General features: G+C 63.3%; 12 protein-coding genes. 5 read left to right on the plus strand and 7 right to left on the minus strand.

Annotation, left to right across the window (positions count from 1 at the left end; translation table 11 throughout):
* Positions 1 to 8 precede the first annotated feature (8 nt).
* From BM234_RS04595 to BM234_RS04605, 3 genes are read right to left on the minus strand one after another with little or no spacing between them, the layout of a single operon-like run.
* The gene (locus tag BM234_RS04595) at positions 9 to 1,481 is read right to left on the minus strand and encodes a carboxypeptidase M32 (RefSeq protein ID WP_092061025.1); all 1,473 of its coding nucleotides are present in this window, start codon (positions 1,479 to 1,481) and stop codon (positions 9 to 11) included.
* 3 nt (positions 1,482 to 1,484) lie between these two features.
* Positions 1,485 to 2,624, minus strand: coding sequence for a heme A synthase (ctaA, locus tag BM234_RS04600; RefSeq protein WP_092061027.1), 1,140 nt, complete (start codon positions 2,622 to 2,624; stop codon positions 1,485 to 1,487).
* 32 nt (positions 2,625 to 2,656) lie between these two features.
* Complete coding sequence (locus BM234_RS04605; RefSeq protein WP_092061029.1) at positions 2,657 to 3,403, minus strand: RNA methyltransferase; 747 nt, start codon at positions 3,401 to 3,403, stop codon at positions 2,657 to 2,659.
* 126 nt (positions 3,404 to 3,529) lie between these two features.
* On the opposite strand from BM234_RS04605, the gene BM234_RS04610 reads away from it, so the two are divergent.
* Complete coding sequence (locus BM234_RS04610) at positions 3,530 to 4,459, plus strand: lysophospholipid acyltransferase family protein (RefSeq protein ID WP_092061380.1); 930 nt, start codon at positions 3,530 to 3,532, stop codon at positions 4,457 to 4,459.
* Here BM234_RS04610 and BM234_RS04615 read toward each other — a convergent pair.
* Positions 4,456 to 5,163 (minus strand): DUF1223 domain-containing protein, encoded by a 708-nt coding sequence (locus tag BM234_RS04615; RefSeq protein WP_092061031.1) that lies wholly within the window; start codon positions 5,161 to 5,163, stop codon positions 4,456 to 4,458. The genes BM234_RS04610 and BM234_RS04615 overlap by 4 nt on opposite strands.
* Positions 5,164 to 5,475: 312 nt before the next feature.
* On the opposite strand from BM234_RS04615, the gene acnA reads away from it, so the two are divergent.
* From acnA to BM234_RS17430, 3 genes are all read left to right on the plus strand, one after another.
* On the plus strand, positions 5,476 to 8,256 hold the full coding sequence (gene acnA, locus BM234_RS04620) for an aconitate hydratase AcnA (protein ID WP_092061033.1): 2,781 nt from the start codon (positions 5,476 to 5,478) through the stop codon (positions 8,254 to 8,256).
* Between the two features lie 261 nt (positions 8,257 to 8,517).
* On the plus strand, positions 8,518 to 9,189 hold the full coding sequence (locus tag BM234_RS04625) for a hypothetical protein (protein WP_092061035.1): 672 nt from the start codon (positions 8,518 to 8,520) through the stop codon (positions 9,187 to 9,189).
* A 111-nt stretch (positions 9,190 to 9,300) separates the two neighbouring features.
* Complete coding sequence (locus BM234_RS17430; protein ID WP_092061037.1) at positions 9,301 to 9,471, plus strand: hypothetical protein; 171 nt, start codon at positions 9,301 to 9,303, stop codon at positions 9,469 to 9,471.
* Between the two features lie 79 nt (positions 9,472 to 9,550).
* On the opposite strand, the gene BM234_RS04635 is transcribed toward BM234_RS17430, so the two are convergent.
* Positions 9,551 to 10,351: a glycosyl transferase gene (locus BM234_RS04635; RefSeq protein ID WP_092061039.1), complete on the minus strand. Its 801-nt coding sequence runs from the start codon at positions 10,349 to 10,351 to the stop codon at positions 9,551 to 9,553.
* 88 nt (positions 10,352 to 10,439) lie between these two features.
* Here BM234_RS04635 and BM234_RS04640 point away from each other — a divergent pair, with 88 nt between their 5' ends.
* The gene (locus tag BM234_RS04640; RefSeq protein ID WP_092061041.1) at positions 10,440 to 11,579 is read left to right on the plus strand and encodes a glycosyltransferase; all 1,140 of its coding nucleotides are present in this window, start codon (positions 10,440 to 10,442) and stop codon (positions 11,577 to 11,579) included.
* On the opposite strand, the gene BM234_RS04645 is transcribed toward BM234_RS04640, so the two are convergent.
* On the minus strand, positions 11,576 to 12,748 hold the full coding sequence (locus BM234_RS04645; protein ID WP_092061043.1) for a M20 aminoacylase family protein: 1,173 nt from the start codon (positions 12,746 to 12,748) through the stop codon (positions 11,576 to 11,578). The two genes, BM234_RS04640 and BM234_RS04645, sit on opposite strands and share 4 nt — an antisense overlap.
* A 12-nt stretch (positions 12,749 to 12,760) precedes the next feature.
* Positions 12,761 to 14,581: an ABC transporter ATP-binding protein gene (locus tag BM234_RS04650; protein ID WP_092061045.1), complete on the minus strand. Its 1,821-nt coding sequence runs from the start codon at positions 14,579 to 14,581 to the stop codon at positions 12,761 to 12,763.
* Positions 14,582 to 14,625: the final 44 nt, after the last annotated feature.

The raw sequence follows: 14,625 nt of genomic DNA on the forward strand, positions 1-14,625 counted from the left end.
GCGCAGGCTCAGAGCCCGTAGAGCGCGCCGAACTTCTCTTCCAGATAGTCAAGCAGCGGCCCCTCGCTCGGCACCATCCCGCAGGCAAGCTCGATGGTTTCGCGCGGGGGGCGCAGCCCGCCATGGCGTTGCAGGTTCTCGCGCAGCCACCCCGTCGCCGCCGACAGATCGCCGCGCGCCAACCGGTCGTCCAGATCCGGCACCGCATCCCGAAGCCCGCCATAGAGGCACCCGGCATAGACATTGCCCAGCGTATAGGTCGGGAAGTACCCGAACAGGCCGACGGACCAGTGCACATCCTGCAGCACGCCATTTGCGGGCCGGTCCACGGCAAAACCGAAATCCTTCTCGAACCGCTCGTTCCACGCGGCCTCCAGATCGGCAACCTCCAGATCGCCGGAGATCAGCGCCCGTTCCAGATCAAAGCGCAGCAGGACATGCAGGTTGTACTGCACCTCGTCCGCCTCGGTCCGGATAAAGCCGTTTTGCACCCGGTTGACGGCGGCAAAGAACGCCTCCTCATCCGCCACCCCGAAATCGCCATAGGCATCGCGCATCTGGCCATAGAGCCAGCCGGTGAACGCCCGTGAGCGGCCAAGCTGGTTCTCATAGATCCGGCTCTGGCTTTCATGCACGCCCATCGACACGCCCTGCCCCAGCGGGGTCAGCGCATAGGCATCGTCGATCCCCTGCTCATAGGTGGCGTGGCCGACCTCGTGGATGGTGGAATAGAGACAGTTGAACGGATCGTCCGCCGCCGTCCGCGTCGTGATACGCACATCCGCGCCTGAGCCGGAGGAGAAGGGATGCACCGCCTTGTCGATACGGCCCCGCGTGAAGTCATAACCAAAGATCTCCGCCACCTTGGTCGACATGGCCAGTTGCGCGGTCTCATCGAAGGTGCCCGACACGCCGCCGGGATCGGGCCGGTCCAGAACCGCCTCGCGCAGAGCGACCAGCCGGGGCCGGAGCGCGCCGAACATCGCATCCAGCTCCGCCGCCGTCGTTCCCGGCTCATAATCCGCCAGCAGCGCATCATAGACATCGCCGCCCGCACTGAGTGCCGCGCCCTCTTCACGCTTGAGCCGCACGACCTCGGCCAGTGTCGGGGCAAAGGCCGCAAAATCTCCCGCCGCGCGGGCCTCGGCCCAGATCCCCTGCGCCCGGCTGGTCAACCGCGCCAGATCGGAGGCGAGCTTCGGCGGCAGTTTGCGGGTCCGGTCGAAATCGCGGCGCACGTGCCGCATGACCGCCTGCCCCATCGGATCAAGCGCCGCGTCGTCGATCTGCGCCAACCAGTCTTCGAGCCGCGCATCGGTGCGCCGTTGGTGCAGCACATGCGACAGGGCCGCGCTTTCCTCCGCGCGTTGATCGGCCGCGCCGCGCGGCATGACCGTTTCCTGATCCCAGCTCAACCGGCCCGCCACTTGCGACAAAGCCTCGGTTTCGCGCACAAAACCCAGCAGATCCTCATAGCTCATGGCTTATCCCCTGACCGATTGCGCCGGCGGATAGCCGGCCGTGAAACGCGCCCGCAGGATCAGCACCCATGTCGCGACCGCGCCAAGCTGATGAACGATGGCGATCTGCCACGGAGAGCCGTGCATGACCGTCACGATCCCGAGGACCATCTGGATAAGAAGCATCGCCAGCACCGCGTTGAAACCGAAACGCACCGCCTTGTTGCCCGACTTGCGCGAGACGATCCATGCGCCGATCCCGAACAGCATCAGCAGGTATCCGGTCATCCGATGGATGAACTGCACCAGCCCGTCGTTCTCAAAGAAATTGCGCCAGACCGGGTCCAACTCGAATGGGAAGGGCGGAAAAAATCCTCCCCCCATGAGCGGCCAGTCCACATAGTTGCGACCCGCGTCGATCCCCGCCACCAGCGCACCGATGAGGATTTGCAGGAAGGTGAAATGCAACAGACCCGTGCCCATCCCCCAAAGCTTACGCTCACGGCCCCGGCGGCGTTGCAGCACCTCCCGCTCCGGCAGACCGAGCTGAAAGACATACCACGCGATGAAACCGAGGATGACAAAGGCAAGGCCCAGATGCGTCGCCAACCGGTAGGAAGCAACGTCGAGCCGATCCCCTTCGAGCCCTGACGAGACCATCCACCAGCCGATCGCCCCCTGCGCGCCGCCAAGCGCGCCGATCCACAGCAACCGCCCCGTCCAGCCCGGCGGGATCTTTCGCGTCACGAGGAACCCGGCAAAGCCAAGCGCCCACACGAGGCCGACGACACGGCCAAGCTGCCGGTGGCCCCATTCCCACCAATAGATCGCCTTGAACTCGGCAAGGCTCATGCCCGCGTTCTGAAGCTGATACTCCGGGATGGCGCGGTATTTCTCGAACTCCGCCTCCCATGTGGCGGCATCCATCGGGGGCAGTGCCCCGGTCACAGGTTTCCATTCGGTGATCGACAACCCGCTGTCGGTCAGCCGGGTCAGCCCGCCCACCGCGATCATCGCCACCACCAGCGCGAACAGCACCAGAAGCCAGATGCGGATGCCCGTCCGCGCGCCGCGCCGTCCGGCATCGATCATCCCGCCCTGCGGTCCGGGGGCTGCGGTCTTTTGCGTGCCGACTTCCTCGAAAATGGAGCGTTTCTGAGCCATCGTGTCTCTCCGTCTGCCTGCGCCTGAAGTAATCAGTCGCCGCGTTCCTTCCATCGGACCATCTGCCGCATGACCCCGTGCAGCATCTGCACATCCGCCCGCGTGAGCGGCATCCGGCTCCAGAGGTTCCGCAGGTTGAGCTTCATCCCCTCGGCCTTGGTCTCGGGATAAAAGAACCCTGCCGTATCCAGCCGCTCTTCGTAATGGTCGCCCAGCTTTTCGATCTCGATCGCCTCGGCCCAGTCGGCCCCGGCCAGTTCCACCGCCTCGTGCCGCACCGCGCCCTGCGCCCGCCGCCATTCATAGGCCAGCAGCAACACGCATTGCGCAAGGTTGAGCGAGGCAAACTCCGGGTTCACAGGCACGTTGATGATGCCGTTGGCCCGCGCGATATCGTCATTCTCAAGTCCCGCCCGTTCCGGCCCGAACAGCACCGCGACCCGCTCGCCCGCCGCGATCCGTTCGGCGGCAAGCTGCATCGCACGTTCGGGGGAATAGACCGGCTTCGTCATGCCCCTCTGCCGAGCCGTCGTCGCCAGAACAAAGGCCGCATCGCCAATCGCATCGGCGGTCGTCTCGCTCAGCACCGCCTCGTCCAACAGCCGTCCGGCCCCGCTCGCCATGGCCACCGCCTTGGGGTTGGGCCAGCCGTCTCGGGGCGCCACGATCCGCATCCGGTCCAGCCCGAAGTTCCACATCGCCCGCGCGGAGGCGCCGATATTTTCCCCCATCTGGGGGCGGACAAGCACAAAGCTGGGCTGTGGAGTTTCGCTGGGCATCGGCATCCTCTGACAAGTCGCGTCGCCCCATTACGCTCCGCCGCCCGCGCGCGCAAGTCAGGCGGCGTTGCCCTTTCCGCTCCGGTCGGATTATGTCAGGGCACGACAACAGCGCGAGTGGCCAAGGTGACCGAACGCCAGAAGAAACCCAAACGAGAGCCCGGCGGAACCGCCGACTGGATCACCGACCGCCTGTTGCGCGGGCTGATCCGGTTGGCGCTGGTCCTGCCGTGGTCATGGCGCGTTCCGTTGATGGGGGTCCTGACGCGGCGGCTCATCGCGCCCCTCGCAGGGTACCGCCGGCGCGCCATGTCCAACCTCGCCTATATCTGGCCGGAGCTTGACGAGAGTGAGCGCCGCCGGATCGCCGACGCCGTGGCCGACAATGCCGGGCGCACGATGATCGAGAATTACGACACCGCCGGCCTGCTGGAGCGCACCAGGGACCAGCCCATCACCGGCCTCGGGCTGGCCGCGCTAGAGGACGCGCGCGCGGCGGGCCGTCCCGTCATGCTGGTCACCGGGCATTTCGCGAATTTCGAGATTCCGCGCGCCGCGCTGGTGCATCTGGGGTTTGAGATCGGCGGGCTCTATCGGCCCATGTCGAACCCGTTCTTCAACGAGCACTATAAGACCAACATGGAGCGGCTCTCCGGCCCGGTGTTTCCCCAAGGGCGGCGCGGCACGCTTGGCCTTGTGAAATACCTCAAGCAGGGCGGCATGGGGGTCTTGCTGTTCGACATCTACGACAGCGGCGGCGCGCCGATCGACTTCATGGGCCAGCCCGCCCCCACCCTGACCTCGGCGGCGGAGATCGCCCTGCGCACCGATGCGCTGCTGATCCCATTTTTCTCCCATCGCCGCGCGGACGGGCTCAACTTCGATGTGGAGATTGACGCCCCGATCCCCCACGGCGATCCGGTGGAGATGACCCGCGCCATGACTGCCGCATTGGAACAGCGCGTGCGGCAAACGCCAGAGCAATGGTTCTGGATTCATCGGCGGTGGAAGCCCCACCGCCAGAAACGCCGCGCGAAACGCGCCGGCCAGCCCTAGCGCAACTGCGCCGCCGTCAGCACCTCGCCAAAGCCCGCGCCCTGTACGATCACCACGGCGGGCAGATCCCCGGTCAGTGGCACGCGGGCGTGAAACTCACCCTCGCCGGACCACTCCCCGAGGCGGCGCATCTCGCGCACCACGTTCACATATTCCACGGTCTTGCCCGCGTTCTCGCCATTGCGGATCTCCACCGTTGCGCGCGGCAGATACCGCATGAGTTCCACCCGCACGGGCCGTTTGAGCGGCTGCACCGCGCGCAGCCAGACCTGAAGCGCGCCGTCCGATCGCTCCGCGCGCAGGCGGATGGGGGCCTCGTGCCGGTTGTGCCGGTCAATGGCATTGGCGATTTTCATGGGTTTGGTACCGACCACGTGTTCGGCCCCGGCAATGATCATCTGGGGGGTATAGACCATCCGCTCGCGCATGGCTTGGGCATAGCCCTTTTGCCGCGCGGTAAAGGCCGGATCGGCAAAGCTGTCCTTCCAGCCGAGATAGTCCCAGTAATCCACATGGAACGAGAGCGCGATCACGTCTTCGCGCTCTGCGAGTTCCTTCATCAACACGTCCGCCTGCGGACAGGACGAACAGCCCTGCGAGGTGAAAAGCTCCACCAGAACGGGTCGCTCATCGCCAAAGGCCACGGCGGGAAACAGTCCCACTACCAAGGCCAGCGCACGCGCGGCCATTGTCCACAAACCCATCCGTTGTCCTTTCGTATCCCCCGCCCTCTTTCCTACTGCAGGGATTCTGTAATGACCAATCAACGATTTGCGAGACGCGGCGGCACCCCGATCACGAGACGGTGCCCTGCTGTTGAACGTCGCCTGCCCTCGGGCCGCCACCAAACCGATCCGCCGAGCCGCCAAAACGTGCGCCATCACGCCCGGAAACGCGCAGAATCCACAAATTGTGTGCAATAGTATACCGAATTTGCCTCAACCCTCTTGAACCAAGCCCGAGCCTCGTGCAAATAGCCATCAAAGCCAGACGTCCCCACAGCCAAGGAGGCTCTCATGCCGATCACAGTCGGACAGGACACATCCCGTACGCGCAAGACGCTCGAAGCAGGCGGCAAGACCTACGCCTACTATTCGATCCCCGCCGCCCAGGAGGCCGGCCTTGGCGATTTCACCAAGCTGCCCGCCGCGCTCAAGGTGGTGCTGGAAAACATGCTGCGCTTCGAGGATGGCAAGACCGTCGCCACTGACGACATCAAGGCCTTCTCCGATTGGGCCGCGAATGGCGGCAAGGGCGACCGGGAGCTTGCCTATCGCCCCGCACGCGTTCTGATGCAGGATTTCACCGGCGTTCCGGCGGTGGTTGACCTCGCCGCGATGCGCGACGGGATCAAGAACCTCGGCGGTGATCCCGAAAAGATCAACCCGCTGAACCCGGTCGATCTGGTCATCGACCACTCGGTGATGATCGACGAATTCGGCAACCCGCGCGCTTTCCAGATGAACGTGGACCGCGAGTATGAGCGTAACATTGAGCGCTATACCTTCCTCAAGTGGGGACAGTCGGCCTTCAACAACTTCCGCGTCGTTCCCCCCGGCACCGGCATCTGTCACCAGGTGAACCTCGAATACCTCGCCCAGACCGTGTGGACCGACACCGATCAGGACGGCAACGAGGTCGCCTATCCCGATACGCTCGTGGGCACCGACAGCCACACCACCATGGTCAACGGCGCGGCCGTTCTGGGCTGGGGCGTGGGCGGCATCGAAGCCGAAGCTGCGATGCTCGGCCAGCCGATCTCCATGCTCATCCCCGAGGTCATCGGCTTCAAGCTGACCGGCCGCATGATGGAAGGCACCACCGGCACCGACCTCGTCCTGAAGGTCGTCGAGATGCTGCGCGCCAAGGGCGTCGTCGGCAAGTTCGTCGAATTCTACGGCGAAGGCCTCGACCACCTGCCGCTCGCGGACCGCGCGACCATCGCCAACATGGCCCCCGAATACGGCGCCACCTGCGGCTTCTTTCCGATCGATCAGGAAACCCTGCGCTATCTCGACATGACGGGCCGCGACAAGGACCGCATCGCGCTGGTCGAAGCCTATGCCAAGGCCAACGGCATGTGGCGCGACGCGTCCTACGATCCGGTCTATACCGACACGCTCGAGCTCAACATGGACACCATCGTGCCCGCGATCTCCGGCCCCAAGCGCCCGCAGGACTATATCGCCCTGGATCAGGCCGCCTCGGCCTTTGGCCAGTACATCAAGGGCCAGCGCGAAGGCAAAGACGCCACCCCCAAGGAAGAAGTCCGCTGGGAAGGTGAAGGCGGCGCGGCTGAGCCGACCGACATCCCCGGCGACGAGGGCCTGCACAAGCGGGGCTACGTCCAGACCGCGGATCATTCCTATCAGCTTCACGACGGGTCCATCGTGATCGCCTCGATCACCTCCTGCACCAACACGTCGAACCCTTACGTGATGATCGGCGCGGGCCTCGTGGCGCGCAAGGCCCGCGAAAAGGGCCTGACCCGCAAGCCTTGGGTCAAGACCTCGCTGGCCCCCGGCTCTCAGGTCGTCTCGGCCTATCTGGAGGCCGCCGAGCTTCAGGAAGACCTCGACGCCATCGGGTTCAACCTCGTCGGCTATGGCTGCACCACCTGTATCGGCAACTCCGGCCCGCTTGAGCCCGAGATTTCCAAGGCCGTGAACGACAACGACCTGATCGCCACCTCGATCCTGTCGGGCAACCGCAACTTCGAAGGCCGCATCTCCCCCGACGTGCGGGCGAACTACCTCGCCTCCCCGCCGCTGGTCGTGGCCTATTCGCTGGTCGGCGACATGAACGTGGACATCACCACCGCCTCCCTTGGCAAGGATCAGGACGGCAACGACGTCTACCTCAAGGACATCTGGCCGACCCAGAAGGAAATCGCCGATCTCGTCGAAAAGACCGTGACGCGGAAGGCCTTCCTGGAAAAGTACGCCGACGTCTTCAAGGGCGACGAAAAGTGGCAGAGCGTGGAAACCACCGACAGCCAGACCTACGACTGGCCCTCGACCTCCACCTACGTGCAGAACCCGCCCTATTTCCAGGGCATGAGCCGTGAGCCGGGCACGATCTCCAACATCGAAGGCGCGCGCGTCCTTGCGCTCCTCGGGGACATGATCACCACCGACCACATCTCCCCCGCGGGTTCCTTCAAGGAAACCACCCCCGCAGGGATCTATCTGCGCGAACGTCAGGTGCCGGTGCGGGAGTTCAACTCCTACGGCTCGCGCCGCGGCAACCACGAGGTCATGATGCGCGGCACCTTCGCCAACATCCGCATCAAGAACGAGATGCTGGACGGCGTCGAAGGCGGCTACACCAAGGACCCAAAGGGCGAGCAGGCCTCGATCTTCGACGCGGCCGTGGCCTATCAGGACGCCGGCACCCCGCTCGTCATCTTCGGTGGTGAGCAATACGGCGCAGGCTCCTCGCGCGACTGGGCGGCCAAGGGCACCGCGCTTCTGGGCGTCAAGGCGGTCATCGCCGAGAGCTTTGAGCGTATCCACCGCTCCAACCTCGTTGGCATGGGCGTCATCCCGTTCGAGTTCACGGGCGGCGACAGCCGCAAGTCGCTCGGCCTGACGGGGGATGAAACCGTCTCGATCCACGGCCTCGACACCGTGACCCCGGCGGCGATCGTGCCCTGCACCATCACCTATGCCGACGGCACCGAAAAGGTGATCGACCTCAAGTGCCGCATCGATACCGCGGTGGAAAAGGAATACGTCGAGCACGGCGGCGTCCTGCACTACGTGCTGCGCGATCTGGCCGGCCTCACCGCCGCCTGATCCGCGACCGACCCTGACCATTAGAAACGGCGCGTCCTCTTGGGGCGCGCCGTTTCTCTTTCGCGCCCCGGTGCTCTCCGCCCTGCACGGTTGAGCTCACCCGCCCACTGGCGGGTCGATGCAACCTTTGCGTCCCTCACGAAAACACGCTCGCGCGGCCCCGCCAAAATTCGCTAAAATTCTAAAAACGTTGATTTTTGACGATAATTCGCCGAAGATCAGAGGTGTTTTACAGAGTGATTTTTTTGAAGGATGAGTGAGATGCGTTTTTGGATTCCGCTGTTTACCAGCGCTATGGTTGCCGGGCCCGCGTTTGCCGTAACCTACACGTATGACTTCACCGCTGAGTATCTGGATTTCACCTCGGGTGGAACAACCGCTACAGGCACACCTACTGACGACACGGTCGATTCCATCGCCGATGCGGCCTTTGCCTTCAAGGATACAGGGATTTCGGGCACGCTTAAATTTTCGGATGTCGTTCTGTCCACCTCGGGCAACCAGACGTTCTATGAGCCGATTGAAATCATGCTCAATGAGTTTTCCGCCGCCACGGATATCCCTTTTGTGAGCCTGCGAATATTCAAAGATGGCGCCGTGGAATCTCTTGCGGCGATACGCAGTCCGACTTTTCCCGCGCTCAGCACGAACTTCAGCACGATCGGCATGATCTGGACAAATACGACCGGGACGGTGTTTGACGATCCGGACTTTTTGGCCTCGCTCGACATAGGCGACTTCGGATTGAAGCAACTTTTCTTCATGAACCAGCGTGACGACGGCCCGCCCCACGGGGGCTATGCATCCGAACGTGTAAACTTCGAAATCACCACCCTCCAGCTGCGACCGGTGCCGCTTCCGGCGGGCGGCGTTCTGTTGCCGCTTGGATTGCTCGGGCTTGCGATACTTCGGCGCCGGAAGGCTTCCGCCTGATCCGCGCAGGCATGCCGCCGGCAAACCTCCCTCCGGCGGGAACCTTTGCCCCCCTTCGCGCGTCCTGATTCCAGAGCGGCCCGTCGCCGCGTTGATGGAAAGGACATACAGATGCGTATCGTGAAACTGACCGCGGCCCTCGGCCTCATCGCGACCACCCTCGCCGCCTGTGGCGACACTGCGACCTCCCGCGCGGCAACCGGCGGCCTTGGCGGCGCGATGATCGCAGGACCAGCTGGCGCCGTTGTCGGCGGCACCGTGGGCGCGGCCTCTGCTGACTAAGCTCACCTGACTGTCAGACAAGTGTATGACGCGGAGTCATACGCTTGTCATACAAAAGTCATACCCACTTTTCAGGGGCTTAGGCCCATTCAGCCCCAAGATCGGCCCGTGCCCTGTCGACCCAATGGTCGCGCAGCCAACCGCAAGGTTTTGACCAGCGCAGCCAAGACCCCCGATAGCCCTCGACGGCCTCGGTCATCTTGGGCCGCCCGTGAAAACACACGACCTTCGCCGCCTCCGGCAGATGCGGCTCCCGCAGGTAATTCATGGGCGGAAGATCAAGGCAGTCGTGCTTGAACGACACCACCCAATCCTCTGGAATATATGAGAAATCCTCGTTATCCATCGCCTTGTGCGACGTATAGCGCTGCTCCGATCCGCGTGCCTTTTCGACCTCCGCATAGGGATTGGCGGCCAGATCCTCATAGAGGTATGGGTGCTTGTCGGGGTCGAATTTGAACACCGATCCATGCCCCGTCGGCCGCCCCTTGCGCTTTTCGATCCAGTCGTGCCGCATCGCCACCTTACCCGGCGCGAAGTCATACACTTTATCCAGCGATCCGGTGATCACCACATCAAGGTCAAAGCCCAGAAATCCGCCTTTGACATCGGGCACAAGTCCCTGACGGAAAAGGGAAACCTTGCGCATCGCGCCCTGCCTGTTCGCAACCTTGAGCGCCTCTCCCATCGGTTCGGCATAGGGCTCCACCGGCAGCGGCAGCACCTCGATTTCCGGGTGCAGCCCCTGCACCTCTTCGGTCATACAGAAGAACCGAACAGGCCGGGACAGGTTGCGCCGCACACCCGAATAGAGCCGGTTGACATATTCCGGCCCAAAGAGCGTGCCCCACTTGATACAGATGATGTTTGCATGCGTCATACCCTGCTTATGACCGCGCGATAAGGGTGTGACAACTGGCCTATGGGGGCGTTTTGTGCGATCTGGGGGAAAATCGTCCGGAGCCGCCATGACCCGCCTCTGTATCGTCACCAGCACCTATCACCGCCCTGGCGAAACCTTCGTCAATTACCATATCGAACACCTGTTTGGCGGGGCGTGTTGTGTGGTGGCCAATGATACCAATGGCGACGATCCCTATGATATACCGCACTTTTCCTTGTCCGGCGTGCCTCTGGGCAGCGCCGAACGGATGATGCTTCCGCTGACCCGTGCGATGGGCATCCTGCGGCACCGGTCCATCACTGTTCCAACCGGCTCCACGGCCCAAGCCTTACGCGACTTTCTGGGCCTGCATCGCCCCGACGTGATCTTGTGCGAATTTGGCAACCGCGCGATCCAGATAGCCCCGATTGCGGGCGAACTCGGGATTCCGATCTTCACCTATTTTCGTGGTTTCGACGGCTCCAAACTTCTGGAAAAGCCACTGTTTCCAGCGGCCTACGCCCGGACCTTCCCCAAGCTTGCCGGGGTTTTCGCCGTGTCGAGGTTCCTGCTCGACAACCTTGCGAACCACGGGCTCACGCATCCCAACGCCCACGTCATTCCCAGCGGCGCGGACACCGCCCGCTTTCGCCCCGCGCCCAAACTCGCGCAGAAGGTGGTTGCAGTCGGGCGCATGGTGGAAAAGAAAACGCCGCTCATCACCGTTCGCGCCTTCATCTCAGCGGCACAGCAGCATCCGGAGGCACGGTTTACCTTCGTCGGACACGGCAAACTGCTTGAGCCTGCCCGCGCACTTGTCGCGGACGCGGGTCTGACGGATCGCATTCATTTACCGGGTCGTCTTCCCCATGAAGAGGTGGCGGCACTGATGGCGGATGCCGCGATCTTTGCACAGCATTCAGTGACAGGAAAAGACGGCAACACCGAAGGGGTCCCAAGCTCGATTCAGGAAGCAATGGCAAGCGGTTGCGCGGTCGTCTCTACCCGGCACGCCGGCATTCCCGAAATCGTCGAGGAAGGAAATACCGGTTTGCTGTCGGATGAATATGACGAGGCGCATTACACCCAATCGCTCGTTTCACTGCTTGGCGATCCGGGCCAGACTGAGCGTTTTGGCCGCGCCGGACGGACCTTCGCAGAGGCGCATCTCGACAAGGTGGACCTCACCAAAAGGATTGAGACAGTACTGCAGGCCAGCCTCTAGACCACGTCCCGCACCGGCATCCGCTGTTCGACAATCTCGGCCCACCATGAGCAGCCAGCCGGAATAGCCTCATCGTCGAAGTTGTACTTCGGATGATGGACCGCCGCCGTGTCCCCATTGCCCATGAGAATGTAGGCTCCGGGGCGCTCCAGCAGCATATAGGCGAAATCCTCCCCCCCCATGACGAGGGGCGCCTCCGCACAATCACCAGACACCTTTCTGGCCACTCCGGCCGCGAATTCCGTCTGCGCCTCATGGTTGGCCATGACCGGATACCCCTTGAAGAAATCGAGCGTCACCGTGCCGCCGAACGCCGCGGCGATGCCGGTACAGATGGTATGGAAGCGCTCTTCGGCGAGGCTGCGCATTTCCGGGCTCATCGTGCGGATTGTCCCTTTGAGATGAACGCTTTCGGGGATCACGTTGAAAGCCTTGGATGAGGTTTCGAAGGACGTGACCGATACCACGCACTGGTCAACGGGATCGGCATTTCGGCTGGCGATGGTTTGCAGCGCGAGCACAGCTTGGGCGGCCATCACGGTCGGATCGATCCCCTCGTGGGGCTTTGCCGCATGGCCCCCGCGCCCGGTAAAGCGCGCCTGAAATTCGTCTGTTGCGGCAAAGAATGGGCCGGGCCGAATGGCGAACTGCCCCCGCGGGATGCCTGGCCAATTGTGCATCCCATAGACCTCCTGAATGCCGAAGCGCTCCATCATGCCATCTTCGCACATCTCACGCCCGCCGCCGCCGCCCTCTTCGGCAGGTTGGAAAATCACGGCCACGGTCCCATCGAAATTGCGCGTCTCCGCGAGGTACTTCGCAGCCCCCAACAGCATGGCCGTATGGCCGTCATGGCCGCAGGCATGCATCGCGCCCTCAACCTTGGAGGCATAGGCCAGCCCCGTCGCCTCGTGGATCGGCAGAGCATCCATGTCGGCACGAAGCCCGATGACCCTGCCACCCGTATCCGCCCGGCCCCGAATGATGCCTACCACGCCGGTCCGCCCGATCCCCGTGACCACCTCATCACACCCGAACGCCTCGAGCCGCTCCGCGACGAGCGCGCTGGTGCGGTGGGTTTCGAACAGGATTTCGGGGTTTTCATGCAGATCCCGGCGCCATGCGGTGATCTCATCGTGCAGTTCGGCAAAACGGTTTTTCACGGGCATAGGGTCTGATCCTTATGAAAGGGGAATATCGTGGTGTAGGACGAAATGGCCCGGCGCGACCTCGTCATAGCGCGACGGTTCGGGCCGGTATCCCACCGGATGGATGGGTGAGGGTATGGGAGCGAAGGTGGGGCTTCGCGTGGCCCGTTTGCGCGGGTCCGCGATAGGCACCGCGCTCAGCAGTGCTTTGGTATAGGGATGGGCAGGCGTCTCGAAAACCGCGTCGCGTGGGCCCAACTCAACGATGCGGCCAAGGTACATCACGCCGACGTCATGCGACATGCGCTCCACCACCGCCATGTCATGGCTGATGAAGAGGTACGAAAGGCCCAGGTCGGCCTGTAGCTCCAACATCAGGTTCAGCACTTGCGCCTGCACGGAGACATCAAGCGCGGAGACGGCCTCATCCGCGACGATAAGCTTGGGGTTGAGCGCGAGCGCACGGGCGATTGCGATACGCTGTCTCTGCCCACCGGACAACTCGTGGGGAAAGCGGGCCATGAAGCTGCGCGGAAGGTCCACCCGGTCAAACAGCGTCGCGACCCGATCCCAAAGCGCATCCCCGCGATGTGTGCAGAAGTTGCGCAAGGGTTCGGCGACCTGATCCTTCACCGGCATCTGCGGATCGAGGCTCGCAAAGGGGTCCTGAAACACCATCTGCATGTGGCGGCGCGCCTCTCGCAGGTTGTGGGCATCAAGGCCCATGACATCCGTTCCATCAAGATCAACGCTGCCGGAGAGTGGGTCCACCAAGCGCAGGATCGAGCGGCCCACGCTCGACTTGCCGCAGCCGGATTCACCCACAAGGCTCAGTGTCCTGCCCCTCATCAACGTAAAGGACACGTCCTCGACCGCATGCACATTGGAGACGATACGGCGCAAGAATCCGCCTCTGATCGGGAAGCGTGTTGTGAGGTTTTGCACTCGGAGCAAAGGGGCATCCGTGCCGCGTACGGGGACCGGAGGGTGCGATGACCTTTCGGCAACGTCGATGCGTTCCGGCAACGGCTTGCCGCGCATATCTCCCAGCCGTGGCACGGCGGCGAGCAGCGTCTTGGTATAGGGATGCTGCGGCGCTTCAAAGATCTCAGCGACCGTCCCCTCCTCGACCTTGCGCCCCTGCTCCATCACCACCACGCGGTCGGCAATCTGGGCCACCACGGCCATGTCATGGGTGATGAACATGACCGCCGTTCCGGATTCCCGCTTCAGTCGATCCATCAGGGCGAGGATCTCGGCTTGGGTTGTCACATCAAGCGCCGTGGTCGGCTCATCCGCGATCAGCAAGCGCGGCGCACAGGCAAGCGCCATGGCGATGACGACGCGTTGCCGCATTCCCCCCGACAGCTGGTGGGGAAACTGCACCATCCGCCGCTCCGGCTCTGGCAGTCGAACGTCGCGCAACGCCTCGATGGCCCGTGCCCACGCCTCTTTGCGTGACAGACCCATGTGGTGCCGCAAGCCTTCGGACAACTGGCGGCCTATGGTGAAAACGGGGTTGAGCGCTGTCATCGGCTCCTGAAAGATCATCCCGATCTCGTTGCCCCGGATCTGACGCATGAGGTCGCTGCCTGCGCGGGCAAGATCGACCTCCGCCCCGGACTTGCGATCAAAAAGGATCCTGCCGTCCGTGATCTCCGCCCCGCTGAATTCGATCAACCGCATGAGCGCGAGCGAGGTCACGGATTTGCCAGATCCGCTTTCCCCCACGATGCAGAGCGTCTCCCCGGCATGAAGATCGAACGACAGGTCCTCGACCGCGCCCGCAAGCCCCCCCGTGGTACAGAACTGCACGCGCAAATTGCGTATGCGGGCGATCGGCTGGTCGAGCATGGTTTGTCCGGGTCTGGGGGGATGCAGCGTTGCGCACGGTAGGG

Origin of the sequence: Poseidonocella pacifica (assembly GCF_900111875.1) — a bacterium.
Taxonomy (GTDB): Bacteria; Pseudomonadota; Alphaproteobacteria; order Rhodobacterales; family Rhodobacteraceae; genus Poseidonocella; species Poseidonocella pacifica.

Coding starts and splice junctions, on each gene's coding strand:
- BM234_RS04605 (WP_092061029.1), bottom strand. CDS start 3,403: ATGCCCAGCGAAACTCCACAGCCCAGCTTTGTGCTTGTCCGCCCCCAG.
- BM234_RS04595 (WP_092061025.1), bottom strand. CDS start 1,481: ATGAGCTATGAGGATCTGCTGGGTTTTGTGCGCGAAACCGAGGCTTTG.
- BM234_RS04640 (WP_092061041.1), top strand. CDS start 10,440: ATGACCCGCCTCTGTATCGTCACCAGCACCTATCACCGCCCTGGCGAA.
- acnA (WP_092061033.1), top strand. CDS start 5,476: ATGCCGATCACAGTCGGACAGGACACATCCCGTACGCGCAAGACGCTC.
- BM234_RS04635 (WP_092061039.1), bottom strand. CDS start 10,351: ATGACGCATGCAAACATCATCTGTATCAAGTGGGGCACGCTCTTTGGG.
- BM234_RS04650 (WP_092061045.1), bottom strand. CDS start 14,581: ATGCTCGACCAGCCGATCGCCCGCATACGCAATTTGCGCGTGCAGTTC.
- BM234_RS04645 (WP_092061043.1), bottom strand. CDS start 12,748: ATGCCCGTGAAAAACCGTTTTGCCGAACTGCACGATGAGATCACCGCA.
- ctaA (WP_092061027.1), bottom strand. CDS start 2,624: ATGGCTCAGAAACGCTCCATTTTCGAGGAAGTCGGCACGCAAAAGACC.
- BM234_RS04615 (WP_092061031.1), bottom strand. CDS start 5,163: ATGGGTTTGTGGACAATGGCCGCGCGTGCGCTGGCCTTGGTAGTGGGA.
- BM234_RS17430 (WP_092061037.1), top strand. CDS start 9,301: ATGCGTATCGTGAAACTGACCGCGGCCCTCGGCCTCATCGCGACCACC.
- BM234_RS04625 (WP_092061035.1), top strand. CDS start 8,518: ATGCGTTTTTGGATTCCGCTGTTTACCAGCGCTATGGTTGCCGGGCCC.